General features: G+C 46.6%; 19 protein-coding genes. 9 read left to right on the top strand and 10 right to left on the bottom strand.

Going from position 1 to position 13263, the window contains the following annotated elements; translation table 11 throughout:
• The first annotated feature begins 156 nt into the window (after positions 1-156).
• On the top strand, positions 157-1173 hold the full coding sequence (iolC, locus tag Q6A92_RS08490; RefSeq protein ID WP_332237716.1) for a 5-dehydro-2-deoxygluconokinase: 1017 nt from the start codon (positions 157-159) through the stop codon (positions 1171-1173).
• 413 nt (positions 1174-1586) lie between these two features.
• Positions 1587-2474 (top strand): sugar phosphate isomerase/epimerase family protein, encoded by an 888-nt coding sequence (locus Q6A92_RS08485; protein ID WP_332237715.1) that lies wholly within the window; start codon positions 1587-1589, stop codon positions 2472-2474.
• 1081 nt (positions 2475-3555) lie between these two features.
• Here the strand turns inward: Q6A92_RS08485 and Q6A92_RS08480 are convergent.
• Positions 3556-4056: a hypothetical protein gene (locus Q6A92_RS08480; RefSeq protein WP_274402093.1), complete on the bottom strand. Its 501-nt coding sequence runs from the start codon at positions 4054-4056 to the stop codon at positions 3556-3558.
• A 6-nt stretch (positions 4057-4062) separates the two neighbouring features.
• Positions 4063-4269, bottom strand: coding sequence for a hypothetical protein (locus Q6A92_RS08475; RefSeq protein ID WP_274402094.1), 207 nt, complete (start codon positions 4267-4269; stop codon positions 4063-4065).
• Between the two features lie 359 nt (positions 4270-4628).
• Between Q6A92_RS08475 and rpmG the strand changes: the two genes are divergently transcribed.
• The 3 genes from rpmG (at position 4629) to Q6A92_RS08460 (ending at position 5660) form a co-directional block, all read left to right on the top strand.
• Entirely contained in the window at positions 4629-4778 is a 150-nt protein-coding gene (gene rpmG, locus Q6A92_RS08470) for a 50S ribosomal protein L33 (RefSeq protein WP_274402095.1), read from the top strand.
• A 70-nt stretch (positions 4779-4848) separates the two neighbouring features.
• On the top strand, positions 4849-5457 hold the full coding sequence (locus Q6A92_RS08465) for a 5-formyltetrahydrofolate cyclo-ligase (protein ID WP_332237713.1): 609 nt from the start codon (positions 4849-4851) through the stop codon (positions 5455-5457).
• Positions 5458-5489: 32 nt separating this feature from the next.
• On the top strand, positions 5490-5660 hold the full coding sequence (locus Q6A92_RS08460) for a hypothetical protein (protein WP_274402097.1): 171 nt from the start codon (positions 5490-5492) through the stop codon (positions 5658-5660).
• Between the two features lie 9 nt (positions 5661-5669).
• On the opposite strand, the gene Q6A92_RS08455 is transcribed toward Q6A92_RS08460, so the two are convergent.
• Positions 5670-6515, bottom strand: coding sequence for a hypothetical protein (locus Q6A92_RS08455; protein ID WP_332237711.1), 846 nt, complete (start codon positions 6513-6515; stop codon positions 5670-5672).
• A 218-nt stretch (positions 6516-6733) separates the two neighbouring features.
• Between Q6A92_RS08455 and Q6A92_RS08450 the strand changes: the two genes are divergently transcribed.
• The 3 genes from Q6A92_RS08450 (at position 6734) to Q6A92_RS08440 (ending at position 9281) form a co-directional block, all read left to right on the top strand.
• Positions 6734-7717, top strand: coding sequence for an ROK family glucokinase (locus tag Q6A92_RS08450; protein WP_274402099.1), 984 nt, complete (start codon positions 6734-6736; stop codon positions 7715-7717).
• Between the two features lie 127 nt (positions 7718-7844).
• Positions 7845-8477, top strand: coding sequence for an MBL fold metallo-hydrolase (locus tag Q6A92_RS08445; RefSeq protein WP_332237709.1), 633 nt, complete (start codon positions 7845-7847; stop codon positions 8475-8477).
• 75 nt (positions 8478-8552) lie between these two features.
• Complete coding sequence (locus Q6A92_RS08440; RefSeq protein ID WP_332237707.1) at positions 8553-9281, top strand: class I SAM-dependent methyltransferase; 729 nt, start codon at positions 8553-8555, stop codon at positions 9279-9281.
• Between the two features lie 62 nt (positions 9282-9343).
• On the opposite strand, the gene Q6A92_RS08435 is transcribed toward Q6A92_RS08440, so the two are convergent.
• Genes Q6A92_RS08435 through comGC form a run of 7 tightly spaced genes read right to left on the bottom strand, consistent with a single transcriptional unit; the run spans position 9344 to position 12012 of the window.
• A complete protein-coding gene (locus tag Q6A92_RS08435; protein WP_332237706.1) occupies positions 9344-9556 on the bottom strand; it encodes a YqzE family protein in 213 nt (70 codons plus the stop codon).
• A gap of 34 nt (positions 9557-9590) precedes the next feature.
• Positions 9591-10115: a shikimate kinase gene (locus Q6A92_RS08430; RefSeq protein WP_332237704.1), complete on the bottom strand. Its 525-nt coding sequence runs from the start codon at positions 10113-10115 to the stop codon at positions 9591-9593.
• Complete coding sequence (gene comGG, locus Q6A92_RS08425; RefSeq protein WP_332237702.1) at positions 10112-10498, bottom strand: competence type IV pilus minor pilin ComGG; 387 nt, start codon at positions 10496-10498, stop codon at positions 10112-10114. Before comGG ends, Q6A92_RS08430 begins: the two co-directional genes overlap by 4 nt.
• Before the next feature lies 1 nt (position 10499).
• Positions 10500-10937: a competence type IV pilus minor pilin ComGF gene (gene comGF, locus Q6A92_RS08420; RefSeq protein ID WP_332237701.1), complete on the bottom strand. Its 438-nt coding sequence runs from the start codon at positions 10935-10937 to the stop codon at positions 10500-10502.
• Entirely contained in the window at positions 10934-11266 is a 333-nt protein-coding gene (locus Q6A92_RS08415) for a type II secretion system protein (RefSeq protein WP_274402106.1), read from the bottom strand. The genes comGF and Q6A92_RS08415 overlap by 4 nt, the downstream gene beginning before the upstream one ends.
• Positions 11247-11699, bottom strand: coding sequence for a prepilin-type N-terminal cleavage/methylation domain-containing protein (locus Q6A92_RS08410; RefSeq protein ID WP_274402107.1), 453 nt, complete (start codon positions 11697-11699; stop codon positions 11247-11249). Before Q6A92_RS08410 ends, Q6A92_RS08415 begins: the two co-directional genes overlap by 20 nt.
• The gene (comGC, locus tag Q6A92_RS08405) at positions 11689-12012 is read right to left on the bottom strand and encodes a competence type IV pilus major pilin ComGC (RefSeq protein ID WP_332237698.1); all 324 of its coding nucleotides are present in this window, start codon (positions 12010-12012) and stop codon (positions 11689-11691) included. Before comGC ends, Q6A92_RS08410 begins: the two co-directional genes overlap by 11 nt.
• 478 nt (positions 12013-12490) lie before the next feature.
• Between comGC and Q6A92_RS08400 the strand changes: the two genes are divergently transcribed.
• Complete coding sequence (locus Q6A92_RS08400) at positions 12491-13072, top strand: ATP-dependent DNA ligase (RefSeq protein ID WP_332237697.1); 582 nt, start codon at positions 12491-12493, stop codon at positions 13070-13072.
• Positions 13073-13263: the final 191 nt, after the last annotated feature.

The following is a 13263-nucleotide window of genomic DNA, read 5'->3' as shown; positions in this document are numbered from 1 at the left end:
AAACCTTTATTGAATCAGACTTAGAAAAAGCGTTAGGGGGCATATAATCCTTGATAGGGGGAGGATGTTGGAAAACATCTGGAATATTTTCATAAGAAAATTAGTAATGAAACGTAAAAAGGAATAGAATTCGAAAACAAAGAGGAGGGGCTATCAGTGACAGAATTCTCGATAAACAAGGACAGGAAAATCGATGTTATTGCTATCGGCCGTGTAACTATTGATTTTAACCCCAATGAAATTAACCGGCCATTGGATGAAAGCCGTACTTTCAGTAAGTATTTGGGCGGTTCCCCGGCCAATGTAGTCATCGGTTTGTCACGTCTGGGGAAAAAAGCCGGCTTTATTGGCAAGGTTTCAAATGATCAGTTTGGCCGTTATGTCAAAAAGGTATTTGAACACGAAGGGGTCGATACTTCCCATGTCGTTACTTCGACGGGAAATGATACTTTAGGCCTCACTTTTACAGAAATGAAGTCGCCCACTGAAAGCAGCATTTTAATGTATCGAAGTGAAGCCTCCGATCTGAAACTTAATGTGTCGGAGATAGATGAAGCTTACATTTCAAAAGCAAAGATATTGCTTGTGTCAGGAACTGCACTGGCTGCCTCTCCTTCACGGGAAGCTGTATTCAAGGCCATTGAATTCGCAAAGAAACATCAGGTGAAAATTATTTTCGATCTTGATTATCGGAACTATACATGGCGCAATGATGAAGAAACCGCTATTTATTACAGCTTAGTGGCCCGTCAAAGTTCGCTGATGATCGGTTCGCGGGAAGAATTTGATCTTACAGGCGGTTTGTTGGGTCACACCGAACTTAGCGATGAGGAAATTGCAAGTTATTGGATGAACGAAGGGCCGAATGAAATTGTTGTTATCAAACATGGGAAGGAAGGCTCTTCCGCATTCACGAAAAATCACAAAAAAGTAAAGGTGCCGGCGTATCCGGCCAAGGTTCTTAAGTCCTTTGGGGGCGGTGACGCTCACGGTTCTGCAATGATTTATTGTTTGCTGGAGAACTACGGTATTGAGAAGGCCCTTCATTTTGCCAGTGCATCGGCGGCTATTAATATCGGCAGTCATTCGAGTTCCGAATCACTTCCTACCGTTGACGAGATTAAAGCATACATGGAAAAAGTGGGGAGTCCCTTTGAAAAAATACAAGGCTAAATTTCAATAGGATGCCTTGCATTAATTGAATATTTAAAGAACTAGAAGAAGGATATAATGTCATTTCCGATTCTAAAAGTTTCCGTAAAAAAAGAGACCTTTAGCATCAGAGAAAGAAAAGTGTTTTTTGCTTCTGCATTTGAAGAATCATCCGTAGACCGGATGTCATTTATGTGGACATCCATAAGTGATTTATCAAATAAAAAGGTATTCTAATTATGTTTTTGGTAATCGAAGATCCAGTCATGAACTTGTTTTGTATATTTAAATGATCCGGCCAATTAATATAACGCGAGTCTATCTCAGTCAATGAAAATGGATCAATAATATGGCCTGATCCAGATTTTTCAGTGAGGATTAAATAAAAATGGAATCGTTTACAAAGAAAAATTAAAAATGGGAGGACATATCTAATGAAAATTGCATGTGATCCGGATGTCTTATTTAAACAGGGATTATCCATTACACAGGTCGTAAATAAGATAGCTGAATGGGGCTTTAAGTACATTGAACAATCTCCATATGACCGTCTCCTTCCTTTTTATAAACATCCCAAAGCCAGCCGTGAAACTGTGGCGGAATATAAGAGCGCATTGAAGAATAGCGGATTAAAACTTTCATCGCTATTACCCGTCTACAGGTGGTCCGGACCCGATGAAGAAACGAGGAAAGCCGCGGTAGTGAATTGGAAGCGGGCAATCCAGCTTGCCGTAGAGATGGATGTAAATGTGATGAACACGGAATTATCGGGAGATCCGCATCAATCGGAGAAATGTGAAGCCATGTGGTACCGTTCTATCGAAGAGCTATTGCCGATTTTTGAGCGGGAGGGCATTAGAGTAGATATTCAGGCCCACCCATATGATTTTATTGAAAATGGTTATGAAGCCGCGGACCTTGTTAAATCTTTAAGAAGTGACCGCGTCACTTATTTGTATGCTGTACCGCATACTTTCTTCTACGATGAGGGGAAGGGCGATGTGCGCAAAATGTTAGCCTATGCAGGAAGGGATCTAAAACATATTATTGTTGCGGATACGATGAATCCAATGAAAGACTGTCGTTATATTTTAAACCCGCCGACAATCCAGCCCACTCATCATGCAACGGTTCATCAGCATTTGGGTATTGGCGAAGGTGAGGTCGACTTTGACTCACTCTTCGATCAATTACGGAAGATGAATTTCAATGAAGAGGAAGATACAATTGCCAGCATCTCTTATTTCGGATATCCGGAAAAGATGGATCATTTAGCGCCCGAAGGATTGGCCAGAATACAAAAAGAATTACCCGCTGAATAATTGAAGAAAATAAATCGACCTGCCGATAAAATACAAACGGAATAATACCTGTCAAATGACTGGAGCGCGAAAGATTCTCCGTGAAAATATAAAAGGATAACTTTTGACAGGAATTCATGACATTCTCTCTTGACGGTAAGTGAGAAGAAAAAGTGCTGAAAGTTATCGTACTTCCGGTTTATACTGTTTCCTCACAGTCGGCCGGTGTTCTTTTATTAATGATTTTGTTTTTTGTGTTGTTCCGTTCCTGCTTCCATTGATTCGCCGATTTCAGGTGGTATGGGGTCATTTTGACTGGTGACGGGGAATAATGGCTGGCTTTTTCAGGAGTCTGAGAAAGTGTTTCAAAGTTTGGTTCCTCTTGGGTCGTCTCTAAGGCACTGTTGCTGCTGGGCTAATGGCATATCTGCACGGTTCTCCAGCCTGGAATCCACATCCCGCTATCGCAGAGATTACTCAATAAGAGCAGGAAAGACCTGCATTCAAAGAACAAATTAATAATTTCAGCAGCCTAGAACTTTTGACTGGAATAGTAAAAGAGCCGTTAAAATGGCTCTTTTAATTTACAGACGAAAGGAGTGGTCTCCGGCACGACGGTGGATGATGGTTTTCTTGCGACGCTCGATTTTTCACTTGTTTGTCCGAAATACGCATTTAGCCCGAACGCAGATCATTCAAGAAAAACATATAACTGATTATCCCGTTAGCTCAAGGTAAACTGCAGTTCGTGCGAAAGCGGCGGCTAAAGGAGAATATCGGCGGTCTATGGAAATTTATCGGTCCCGGAAATGATAGTGTATAGATCACGACATGGATTCAAGGCACAGTGTGCTATAAATCGGGGATGCTCATGAAAATATAAACCGATTTATTCGGTAACGTTCTCAAACAATTGTATAATTTCTCAAGAAAGAAAAAAGCAGGCACATTGATCCCAATTCTCCCCCAAAATTTAGACGAGGAATCATGGTACATACGCATGTATTTGGCATGCGGCTAAGAATAAAAAGGGGAACAGAGAAAATCAAAATGCCGGACGGGTTTGATCGCCCGTCCGGCATTTAATGGTCCGTTATTGTTATTAATGATTTGTGATGACTTGTGCGATTTTTTGAATCGACATGTTGCTTGATACCTTAAACGTGCCAAGCTGCACAAATTGATCAAGCTTGCTGTTGTGCAGATACTGATCAAAACTAACCTTCTGGTTTGCCGGAAGAATTTTCGCATTAACCAGCTGAGCCGAGATGTCGCTTGGCGTCATGCCGCTCTTGATTTGCAGATTGTAAGATACCGGCTGATTCTGCTGAGGCTTACTGCTTGCCGCCGGTTTTGCCTGAGTCTTTTTTGCCGCCGCACCGGCACTGGCCATCCACTGATTATAAACGTCGACATCGATCGCCTTGCGATGATGGTCCGTTAAGTACTGGGTGACGGTCGCATCGGTCAGCGGCGTCTGCCTGACGACACTTTTTGCTGCCGTCTGATTTCCATTATTAAAAACAACGTAATAGAAAAAAGCAAAAACAGCGCATGTAATCAGGACGCCTGCCGAAAAACCGCGTATTCCGTTTCTTGTCAACACACTTCACCCTTTAAATTTATTCCGGTCCCCGAGCATCACTTCTTCTTCGAGCACCCGAATTTTTTTCTTGACTTTGTAAAGTTCCTGCATCATTGTGATTGAATTTTCTTCCAGCTGACTTTCCACTTGTTTGACGCTGTCCTGTTTATAATAAGACAAGGCGAGCGCAGCCAGTCCAATGACCACAAGGATCAGAATAATAAAACCCATAATTTACCCCCCGCCACTTTTTTGAAGTGCGTGTTAAAAAACAGGCAAAAATGCGAATCGCTGCTGAAACAGACAGGATCGGAAGCTATCCGGCAGCTGCGGGTTCCCGCGGATACACGAAGCGGAAACGGAACAGAATCATTCACTACCTATTTTTAAAACATCCTATTGATATTTATAGCATAACTCTATCCGCTACGGAAGAACATTGCTGAAAAAGAAAGAAAAATGTAAAATAAGCCGCCGGGAATCCGGCTGTCAAAGAAAGAAACACAGTTGAAGTAAACAGTTTTTTTTGTTATTATTAAGTGTATGTTTTGTGAAAACGAAAGAATCAGCGAGTAATGGAGGGATAAAACTTGCGCGTTAAGGTCATTCTTGAATGTACGGAAACAGGCGACCGTAACTATATCACAACGAAGAATAAGCAGAAGCATCCGGAGCGTCTTGAACTGAGAAAATACAGCCCGAGACTGAGAAGATACACGCTTCACCGTGAAACAAAATAAGTATTTTCCGGGGGATGAAGCCGCAAAAACCTGAGAAGGTTCTTTGCGGCTTCATTTTTGGAGGGACCGAATGAAAGTGACAAAAAAAGAACTGCGCCGTCAGGTACTCCATAGTTTGCAGAAGATCGACGAGCGGCTTTTTCATGAAAAATGTCTGGAAGTCGGAGAACGGCTGTTTGCCTGCCGGCCGTGGCACCGGGCGAAGACCGTTGCAGTGACCCTTTCCGTTGGCCGCGAGATCGAGACAAAGGCGATCATCCTGAAGGCCTGGTCGCAAAAGAAGTGTGTGGCGGTGCCCAAGTGTGAACCGTCCGCGAAACAGCTGACTTTTTACAGACTGGAATCATTCGATCAGCTAAAGATCGGTTATTTCGGACTGATGGAACCGGAACCGGGAAAAGTGATAAAAATGGACAAAAAAAGTTTGGATTTGGTGATTGTTCCGGGTGTTGTTTTTGACCGGAGAGGATATCGCATCGGCTACGGAGGCGGCTACTATGATCGCTTCTTACAAAATTTTTCCGGAGAGACAGTCTCGCTTTTGCTCGAAATCCAGCTGTTTGACCGTCTGCCCGAAGAAGGCCATGATCAAAGGGTGGACATGCTGATCACTGAAAATGAATGTATCCGTGTGAAGGATCGGGTGGTGCATGAAAATAAGGATGATGAGTCAGACTAAACGCATTATCTCTTGACAAGGAGCGTTTTTTCATGCGAAGACCGTGGAAAGTACAGGCTTTTCTTTTAACGGCAGTGATTTATTACCTCTACAGAAGGCGCTGGGGCATTCTTGAACTGGCCGCCGTGTTTCTCGGCAGCAGCTATCTTCTGAGGGGAATGGCCCGGACACGAGGCGTGCGCAGGCGGCGGCGTTTTTTTTGAGAGAACTCATCAGTTAAAAACCTGCTTCAGAAGAACAATATCGCCGCGGGAAGTCTCAATGACAATGAGCAGATGGTCTCCGGCAATCAGCAGGAGAGGCATGCTGCTGCCCGCAGCCGGTTCGAACCGGCCCGGCGATGTTTCGAAACCCTGAAGAAAAGTCTTATAAATGCCTTCCCATAATTGGACGGTGATACGCCGGGCTTTATCCGGACTGAACGGGAAAAGTGTCCCGACTGAAGCGGGAGTGAGTTCGGAAAGCGGAAAAATCCGGTAGACTGCCGGATTGAATTCGTATTTATCTGCGGCTCTGCGCAGCAGTTCTGCGCGCGCAAGAGCGATCTGATTTTTGTAGCGGGCACTGAGCTCCTTTTCCTTTTTTGCGGCGGCTGTTTTAAAAGATACAAAATGTGTGCGGCTCCGGCCGACAAATAATTGATCTTGCGACAGTTCGGCTTTTCCATAGATATGATTGCCGGAATGCACTTCTGCTTCATGAATCGAAAGGCCCTGATAGAAGCCCGGCGATGCCTGAAGCCGTTTCTCTTGCCGCAGCCCGGTTTCATTTCTTGCCCAGTGATTAATCATGGCGATCAGACGGTTGTTTTTATATAATAAAGAAAAATCCTGCATGAGATAAGCCCGGTGATCGACTGCCGACTCAACGGTCCAGTTGATTGCGGCGGCTTCCGGAATGAGTTCAAGCCCGGTCGCTGCCGTTTGATAATGAACGCCTCCGCCCTCAGGAAAGAAGGTAATGCTGGGGCGGACTGAAAAAATGAACGGATAAACGAAAGACAGAACGCAAGCGGTGCATGCTGCAAGCAAAATGATAAACATTCTTTTTTTTCGCATCGGACGTACCTCCGGGACAAGGCTGCTTAAGACAGCTTATTCACCGACACGCCGATTCATGATTCAGGCACGGGAGGCCGCGGTGTAAAATCCGCGAAAAGGCCTCCGTGTTTGCTGCGGTCACTTTTCATGTAAACGTTAGCGATTGTCCATTGGCATTTTACGGTTTTTACGAGAGAATAAAAGAACAGAGATAATCCATAAGGTGGGTGTATGTCATGTCTGAATTGATGCATGTCGGTGTGGATCTGGGCGGAACGACGACGAAAATGGCCTTGATTGATGAATCGGGAAAGATGATTGACAAGTGGGCAATCGCTACCAATACGATAGACAACGGAAGCCATATAGCTTCGGATATCGGCGCAAGTATTGTCAGGAAACTTGGTCAGCTTCAGATCGACCGCTCGGAAATCAGCGGCATCGGCATGGGGGCTCCCGGATTCATTGATATGGCCACGGGTTTCGTGTATAAAGCGGTCAACATCGGCTGGGAGAACTATCCTCTGAAAGACGAACTGGAAAAGCTGACCGGAATGCCTGCAATTATTGAAAATGATGCCAATCTGGCCGCGCTCGGCGAGATGTGGCTCGGTGCCGGACAGGGTGCCCGGAACATTGTCTGTATTACGCTCGGTACGGGAGTGGGAGGCGGCATTATCTGCGACGGAGAAATCCTGCACGGGGTCAGCGGCATGGCCGGGGAGATCGGCCATATCACGGTGCTTCCGAAAAACGGTGCACCCTGCAACTGCGGAAAAAGCGGCTGTCTTGAAACGGTTTCATCGGCTACGGGCATTCGCCGGCTCGCGCTTGAAGCCCTCGATTATAACGACTCGGACAGCATCCTGCGGGATATCTTTGAAGATAAGGGAGACATCAGCGCCGAAGATGTATTCGACTGTGCGGAGAAGAAAGATCCGCTGTCTTTGGTTGTTGCCGAAAAAGCGGCCTATTATCTCGGCTACACACTTGGAGCGATCTCAATGGTGGTCAATCCTGAAAAAATCATTATTGGAGGCGGTGTTTCTCATGCGGGAAATACGCTGCTCCTGCCGCTGACGAAATATTTTAAAAAGTTTTCACTCCCCAGAGCCTTTGAATCCTGTACAATTGATGTTGCCAGGCTTGGGAACGACGCCGGTGTGATCGGCGGCGCCTGGCTTGCCAAGACAAAGATCGGCCGGATACGGACTGTCTGAATAGGCGCACCGGGGCCTTATAACGGAGCGGCGGACTGTCATTGATGCGTTTCGCCGTACGACCGGGTTCCTTCCGTGACGGTCTTTGATGCCCGGCGGAATAAATTCATGCAAATGGGGTGATTTGATGAAGTGGACAGTATGTCCGATAGGCCCGATTCAGGCCAATTGCTATATCCTTGAAGACGAAAAGACGAAAGAGGCTTTGATCATTGATCCGGGGAGCGAGCTTGAAAAGATACTCGCCGTTGTGAAAAATAAGGAACTTTCTCCGCTGGCTATCTTACTGACACATGCTCACTTTGATCATATCGGGGCGCTTGATTCGGCACGCGATCGCTGGCATATCCCCGCCTATCTGCATAAAAACGAGTCGGACTGGCCGGATGATCCGAGAAAGAACGGCTCGGCCTTTTTTTCGATGTCGAAGGAGGTCCGTACAAGACCGGCGGAAAAACTGATTAATGGGGAAACAGAATTGACGATCGGCCCCTTTTCGTTTGACGTGCTTGAAACTCCGGGCCACTCTCCGGGCGGCGTTTCTTTTTACTTTGCCCATGATCAGGCCGTATTTTGCGGAGACGCTCTTTTCAGCGGGAGCATCGGCCGGTCTGACGGATACGGAGCCGACGGTCCACAGCTCTTAAACTCTATCAGAGAAAAACTGCTGACTCTTCCGGAGAAAACCGTCGTCTTACCGGGGCACGGATTCTCGACAACCATCGGAAAAGAAGCCGAAACGAATCCTTTTCTGATCTGATCCGGGTCGGTTATTCACGGCATGCTTCCTTCTTTCATACAATGGGCGTGATGAAAGACAAAAGGGGAGGTTGCTTTGAACAACCATCGATACATTGATTTTCTGGCGAAACTGGCGATTGACAGCGCACATCCGGGCGGGCGGCAGTTAACGGAAGCGATTATAAGCGAGGCATCAATAAAAGCGGGAGACAGGATTCTGGATGCCGGTTGCGGGACGGGCGCCACATCGGCTTTTCTTGCGGAAAAAACGGGAGCCGGAGTGACCGGCCTCGATATTCATCCGAAAATGGTTGAACTGGCCCAGAAACGGTCCGCTGCAGCTTCAACGCCCTTTCAGGTTGTCGCGGGATCGGCGGAGCAGCTGCCCTTCGGCGATGAAACGTTCGACTGGGTGCTTTCGGAGTCGGTCACTGCTTTTACTCGGATGGCTCAATCGGCCCGGGAGTATTTCCGCGTTCTCAGGCCGGGCGGCAAGCTGATTGCTATCGAAATGACCATTGAAGAGCGGCTCTCGCTCCCGGAAAGGAAAATGATTCAATCCCTGTACGGTGTTGCGGGACTGCTGACGGAAGACGATTGGAAGAAAATCTGGGAAAAGGCGGGATTTTCCGATATAAAGGCATGGAAAGACAGCGACTTTTCACAAAAAGCGGCCGCAGTCGAACTGCCTTCCTACCGACTGACGGAAGAAATCGACGAGGAAGCCCTCGATGTCTGGCTTTCCCACCTGCAGATCATGCTGACCTATAAAGATATTCTTTCATATCGTATTTATCAGGCTGAAAAACAAGAGACGCTTTAAAGAAAAGGATCCCCTTTGGTTTAAGCAGATAAAGTGAGTGTATCTGCCGTCCGGAGGGGATTCTAGCGCGACTTTCTATTTATTTTGCCGAAAAAGTCTTTAAACTGTAAAACATAGTTCTCGACGGCATTCGGTATCTGTCCGAAAAGCTGATTGCGCAGAGGCGGGCGCAGGGCCCTCTGTTCCATTTTTGCCCGCTTCCGCTCTGCCCGCGGAGTTTCCATGTAGCGGACAAACTGTTCTGTCAGGAACTTCACATATTCATCCGACTTCATATGCAGGAATCCCTTCGATTGATCTGATTATCAATCAGGATACCCATTCGGGAGCTGTTTGATACATCAGTGAAAGGATTTCAACTGCAATCGCCTCTACGGATTTGGCCGTGACATGGATGACATGGGTCGCATCTAAATAAGCAGCCATTCTTTTTTTGTAAAGGACTTCCAGTTCCGGGCCCTGATACTTTTGAACGAGGGGCCGGGTTTTGTCATTAATGAGCCTCTTTCTGATGGTATGGATGTCGCAATAGAGAAAGATGATTGAACCATTGGATTTCATGAGTGCCCGGTTGGCCGGATTCATCACAATTCCGCCGCCGGTCGTCACAACGGCAGCAGCGTTCTTTTGCTGCACGGCCAGTTTTTCCAGAACGCGGGTTTCGCATGTTCTGAAGAAAGCTTCTCCTTCATCGCGGAATATCTCCTGAACGGATTTGTTCTGCTCTCTTTCCACCATCAGATCCGTATCATAAACAGCAACATTCAGTTTTTTGCTAAGCGCGGCACCGATGGTTGTTTTTCCCGCGCCCATAAATCCGGTAATGTAGATCATGGGTCTGTCCTTTCAAGCCAGCCAACAGGGCGACCGCTGGACAGGCTGTAAACGATTTGATCGGTTTCTTTGCCTTGATCTGAAATGATGGTAAACAGGATTTCAAGGTTGTCTCCGACTTGATTCGTTCTAAAGTTTATTGTCCCTTTATCATATACGAAAGACCCTTTTTCCGGCAATGTTTTTTTCTGAATTTGTTCGTTGATATCGGCCAGGGCGCATTCACGAAGCTGCTGCAGCTGAAAAGCGGAATAAGATGCCTGAAAGAAGTTCCGGTCGCTGTCCAGAAGGAGCACGGCGTGCAGAACAAACGCAGTCAGGATCAGCGCCAGAATCATCGCCAGCGGGAGCATGAATCCCTTCTGATGGTTGTTTTCAGACATGTCAGCCTCCTTTTTCGATATAAAGCCGGTCACTCCAGGAATAGGACCTGTCCAGAGTGTCGGTCACTTTAATCGAAACGAGCGTGCCGCTGCATTGAAACTGAACGTTCTTCACATGCTGCAGGACAATCTCATAGCCCTGGCCGCCGACGCGCCGGATGATCCTCTGAGGATCATCCGGCTGGTAAACAACCTGTTCAGAATTCTTATTCAAAATAAGCTGCCGGTGATCTGGCGAGCAGCTGACCGTCTGCGATAAATGAAGTTCCCTGGAAGTCTGGGAGAAGAAAAGCCTGACGTCTTTACGAAAACTGCCGGCCTGATCTTCAAATCGTTTCGCCATGCCGGAAAGGACTGAGACGGCAAGGAATAAAGCAACAGCCAGAACGCTGAGTGCGAGCATCATCGACAGCAGCGTAAATCCATCCTGATTTTTCATTTTCTTGCCTCGCTGCTTAACTCATGGGTCCGTCCCCCGTATGACCAGGAGACACGCAGCTTCGACTCATGCTCCGTTTTTCGGTCCCAGTGCAATCTGAATTCGGTGCGTGTTCCGCCGGAGTCCGCGGCGGCTGGATTTCCGCTTTCCCACGCGGTCAGCTGATCGCGCAGAACATCGATGGCTTCCTGCTTCTGCTGCAGGATACGTCGTTCGGAATAAGTGTGGATAAGCACCGGGAAAGCGAGAAGCATAACCGTGGTTAGGATAAAGACGGAAATAACGGCCTCAGAAAGGAAAATTCCCCGCTCACCATTTCGCCTTGTCAATGTAAAATCGCCCCTGTCCTAAAAGCAAAACAAGATTGTACCGAATTGTATTCATCGTAAAAGTATAAGTACCCGGCTGTGAGAAACTTCCGATCCGGCTGATCAGAATATAACTTTTGTTGACATTGCTGTACAACCGGATTCTTGGATCCATTGCCTTTTTAAGGGTCTCATTCCGTTTGGACACCAGAAAAAAGTGCTGATCCGTATTAAAGATGATAGTGATCGGCGTCGACTCCGCGATCGCTTCCATTTGCGCTTCACTGATCGTGTCCCTGACATCCTCGACAAACTGCCTCATCGACTGTGCGTCCGATAAACGGGAGAACGTTAGAAATGAGACAGGTGCAAGGATGCAGGCGATCGAAACAACAATGAGCAGCTCGAGAACAGTGAACCCGCATTCCGGACGAAGAAGGCTGTTACGGCGCACTGACCTTTCCCTCCGCATCCATGGTCAGAGTTCCGCCGTCCGGAGTCTCAATGCTGTCCACATAGCCCTCGTCGACGAGTACCTGAAGATCCGCCGGCAGCGTTCCCTTCTCCATCTGATAGGCCGCAACCTGGCTCTGCACCAGCTTGACGGTGGCTTCGCCGCTCTTGTCCTTAACAACCTGATGAGATTTCATCATATTCGGCACGGCGATCAGCAGAAGAATCGATATGATCATTAGCACGATCATCATTTCAATCAGAGTAAAGGCACGTTCTGAAGCATAAACGAGTTTACGGAAAGTTTTAAGCATGCGAAGAACTCCTTTGAAGTGGGGTCAAAAAGCGGGTGAAAAAGCGGAAGTGAACAGATAAAAACAACGGCAGTGAGACATGAGAGAAGCAATGGAAACGGAAAAAGAGGGCCAAACGAGAGGAAAACGGAAGAAAATCGAAGAAAAGAACGACCACCTCCTTGAAACGATTCAGCTGATAAAAAAGAACTACAAATCTATAATTCGACAGAATTGGATCCGATCCTTTTTTATCTAGCGAAATTTGTGACGGAATTCAAAACTCGAGAATACGTAATCTTATTCTTGAGAAATGAGTGTATTAGGGGAAATGGTATAACAATGAGAAGGATGTACGTCTGTTCAATCAACGGAAAAATGAAAGAACAGCTTCTTTTCCAGAGATTGTCACGAGTAGAAAATCTGTATAGGCCCAATTATTCATTCTGGACGGGGAGGCCATTGCGCTCAAAAAGGACGGCCCTCATTTTATGAAATCATGAAACGGGATAGTATTCGCAAAGCGAATCGGATAAGTTTAACTAAGGAGAACGTACCGGTCTACTACAGGGTCTTTGATCTTCTTTACTACAACGGGAATTGGGTGACTGACCTTCCTTTAAAAAGTCGTTTGGATATACTTAGAGACATTCTCACTCCATCAGAGAATATACAGCTGACTCCTAATTACGCCAAGGGTCGTGAACTGTTCAACAAGATTCGACAATTGGATATGGGGGGAATTGTCGCGAAAAAAATCGACAGTTCCTATTGGATCGGGCATCAAAATGCGAACTGGCGAAAGATAAAAAATTATAAAGATGTTGTTGCGGTCGTTGGGGGTCTCTCTTATCGAGAGGGCAGCGTCCATTCAATTCTGCTGGGTCTTTATAACACGAACGATCAACTGATCTATATTGGTCACTGCGGACCTGGAAAGTTGACTGCAAGAGAATGGCAGCTTTTTGCAGAACGGGCTGTTCGCTTGGGAGACGAGAGTAGCCCCTTTGTTAATTTTCAGGAAAAGAAAGACCTTTGTTGGCTAAAGCCCGCTGCTGACAGTCAAGGTGAATTATATTGAATGGCCTATCGGGCATACTCTGTGGCAGCCGACCCTGCAAGCAGTTGTTGAGGAAAATCCAAGTACTTGTAGAATGGAACCGAGTTAAGAGAAAAATTACTGTATCTTTTAATTAAGAGGCTGTCTCAAAAGGTCAGTCTGTAGTGAAAAACGAGAGGGACATTTTTTCCCTCTCGTTTTTCGCTCATCCT

The organism is Sporolactobacillus sp. KGMB 08714, from assembly GCF_036598985.1.
Lineage (GTDB): Bacteria > Bacillota > Bacilli > Bacillales > Sporolactobacillaceae > Sporolactobacillus.
This window is presented reverse-complemented; position numbering and strand designations above follow the sequence as displayed.

Coding starts and splice junctions, on each gene's coding strand:
- Q6A92_RS08445 (WP_332237709.1), top strand. CDS start 7,845: ATGAAGTGGACAGTATGTCCGATAGGCCCGATTCAGGCCAATTGCTAT.
- Q6A92_RS08460 (WP_274402097.1), top strand. CDS start 5,490: ATGCGAAGACCGTGGAAAGTACAGGCTTTTCTTTTAACGGCAGTGATT.
- comGG (WP_332237702.1), bottom strand. CDS start 10,498: ATGTCTGAAAACAACCATCAGAAGGGATTCATGCTCCCGCTGGCGATG.
- comGC (WP_332237698.1), bottom strand. CDS start 12,012: ATGCTTAAAACTTTCCGTAAACTCGTTTATGCTTCAGAACGTGCCTTT.
- Q6A92_RS08485 (WP_332237715.1), top strand. CDS start 1,587: ATGAAAATTGCATGTGATCCGGATGTCTTATTTAAACAGGGATTATCC.
- Q6A92_RS08400 (WP_332237697.1), top strand. CDS start 12,491: ATGAAACGGGATAGTATTCGCAAAGCGAATCGGATAAGTTTAACTAAG.
- Q6A92_RS08450 (WP_274402099.1), top strand. CDS start 6,734: ATGTCTGAATTGATGCATGTCGGTGTGGATCTGGGCGGAACGACGACG.
- Q6A92_RS08430 (WP_332237704.1), bottom strand. CDS start 10,115: ATGATCTACATTACCGGATTTATGGGCGCGGGAAAAACAACCATCGGT.
- Q6A92_RS08465 (WP_332237713.1), top strand. CDS start 4,849: ATGAAAGTGACAAAAAAAGAACTGCGCCGTCAGGTACTCCATAGTTTG.
- Q6A92_RS08455 (WP_332237711.1), bottom strand. CDS start 6,515: ATGCGAAAAAAAAGAATGTTTATCATTTTGCTTGCAGCATGCACCGCT.
- Q6A92_RS08475 (WP_274402094.1), bottom strand. CDS start 4,269: ATGGGTTTTATTATTCTGATCCTTGTGGTCATTGGACTGGCTGCGCTC.
- Q6A92_RS08435 (WP_332237706.1), bottom strand. CDS start 9,556: ATGAAGTCGGATGAATATGTGAAGTTCCTGACAGAACAGTTTGTCCGC.
- comGF (WP_332237701.1), bottom strand. CDS start 10,937: ATGAAAAATCAGGATGGATTTACGCTGCTGTCGATGATGCTCGCACTC.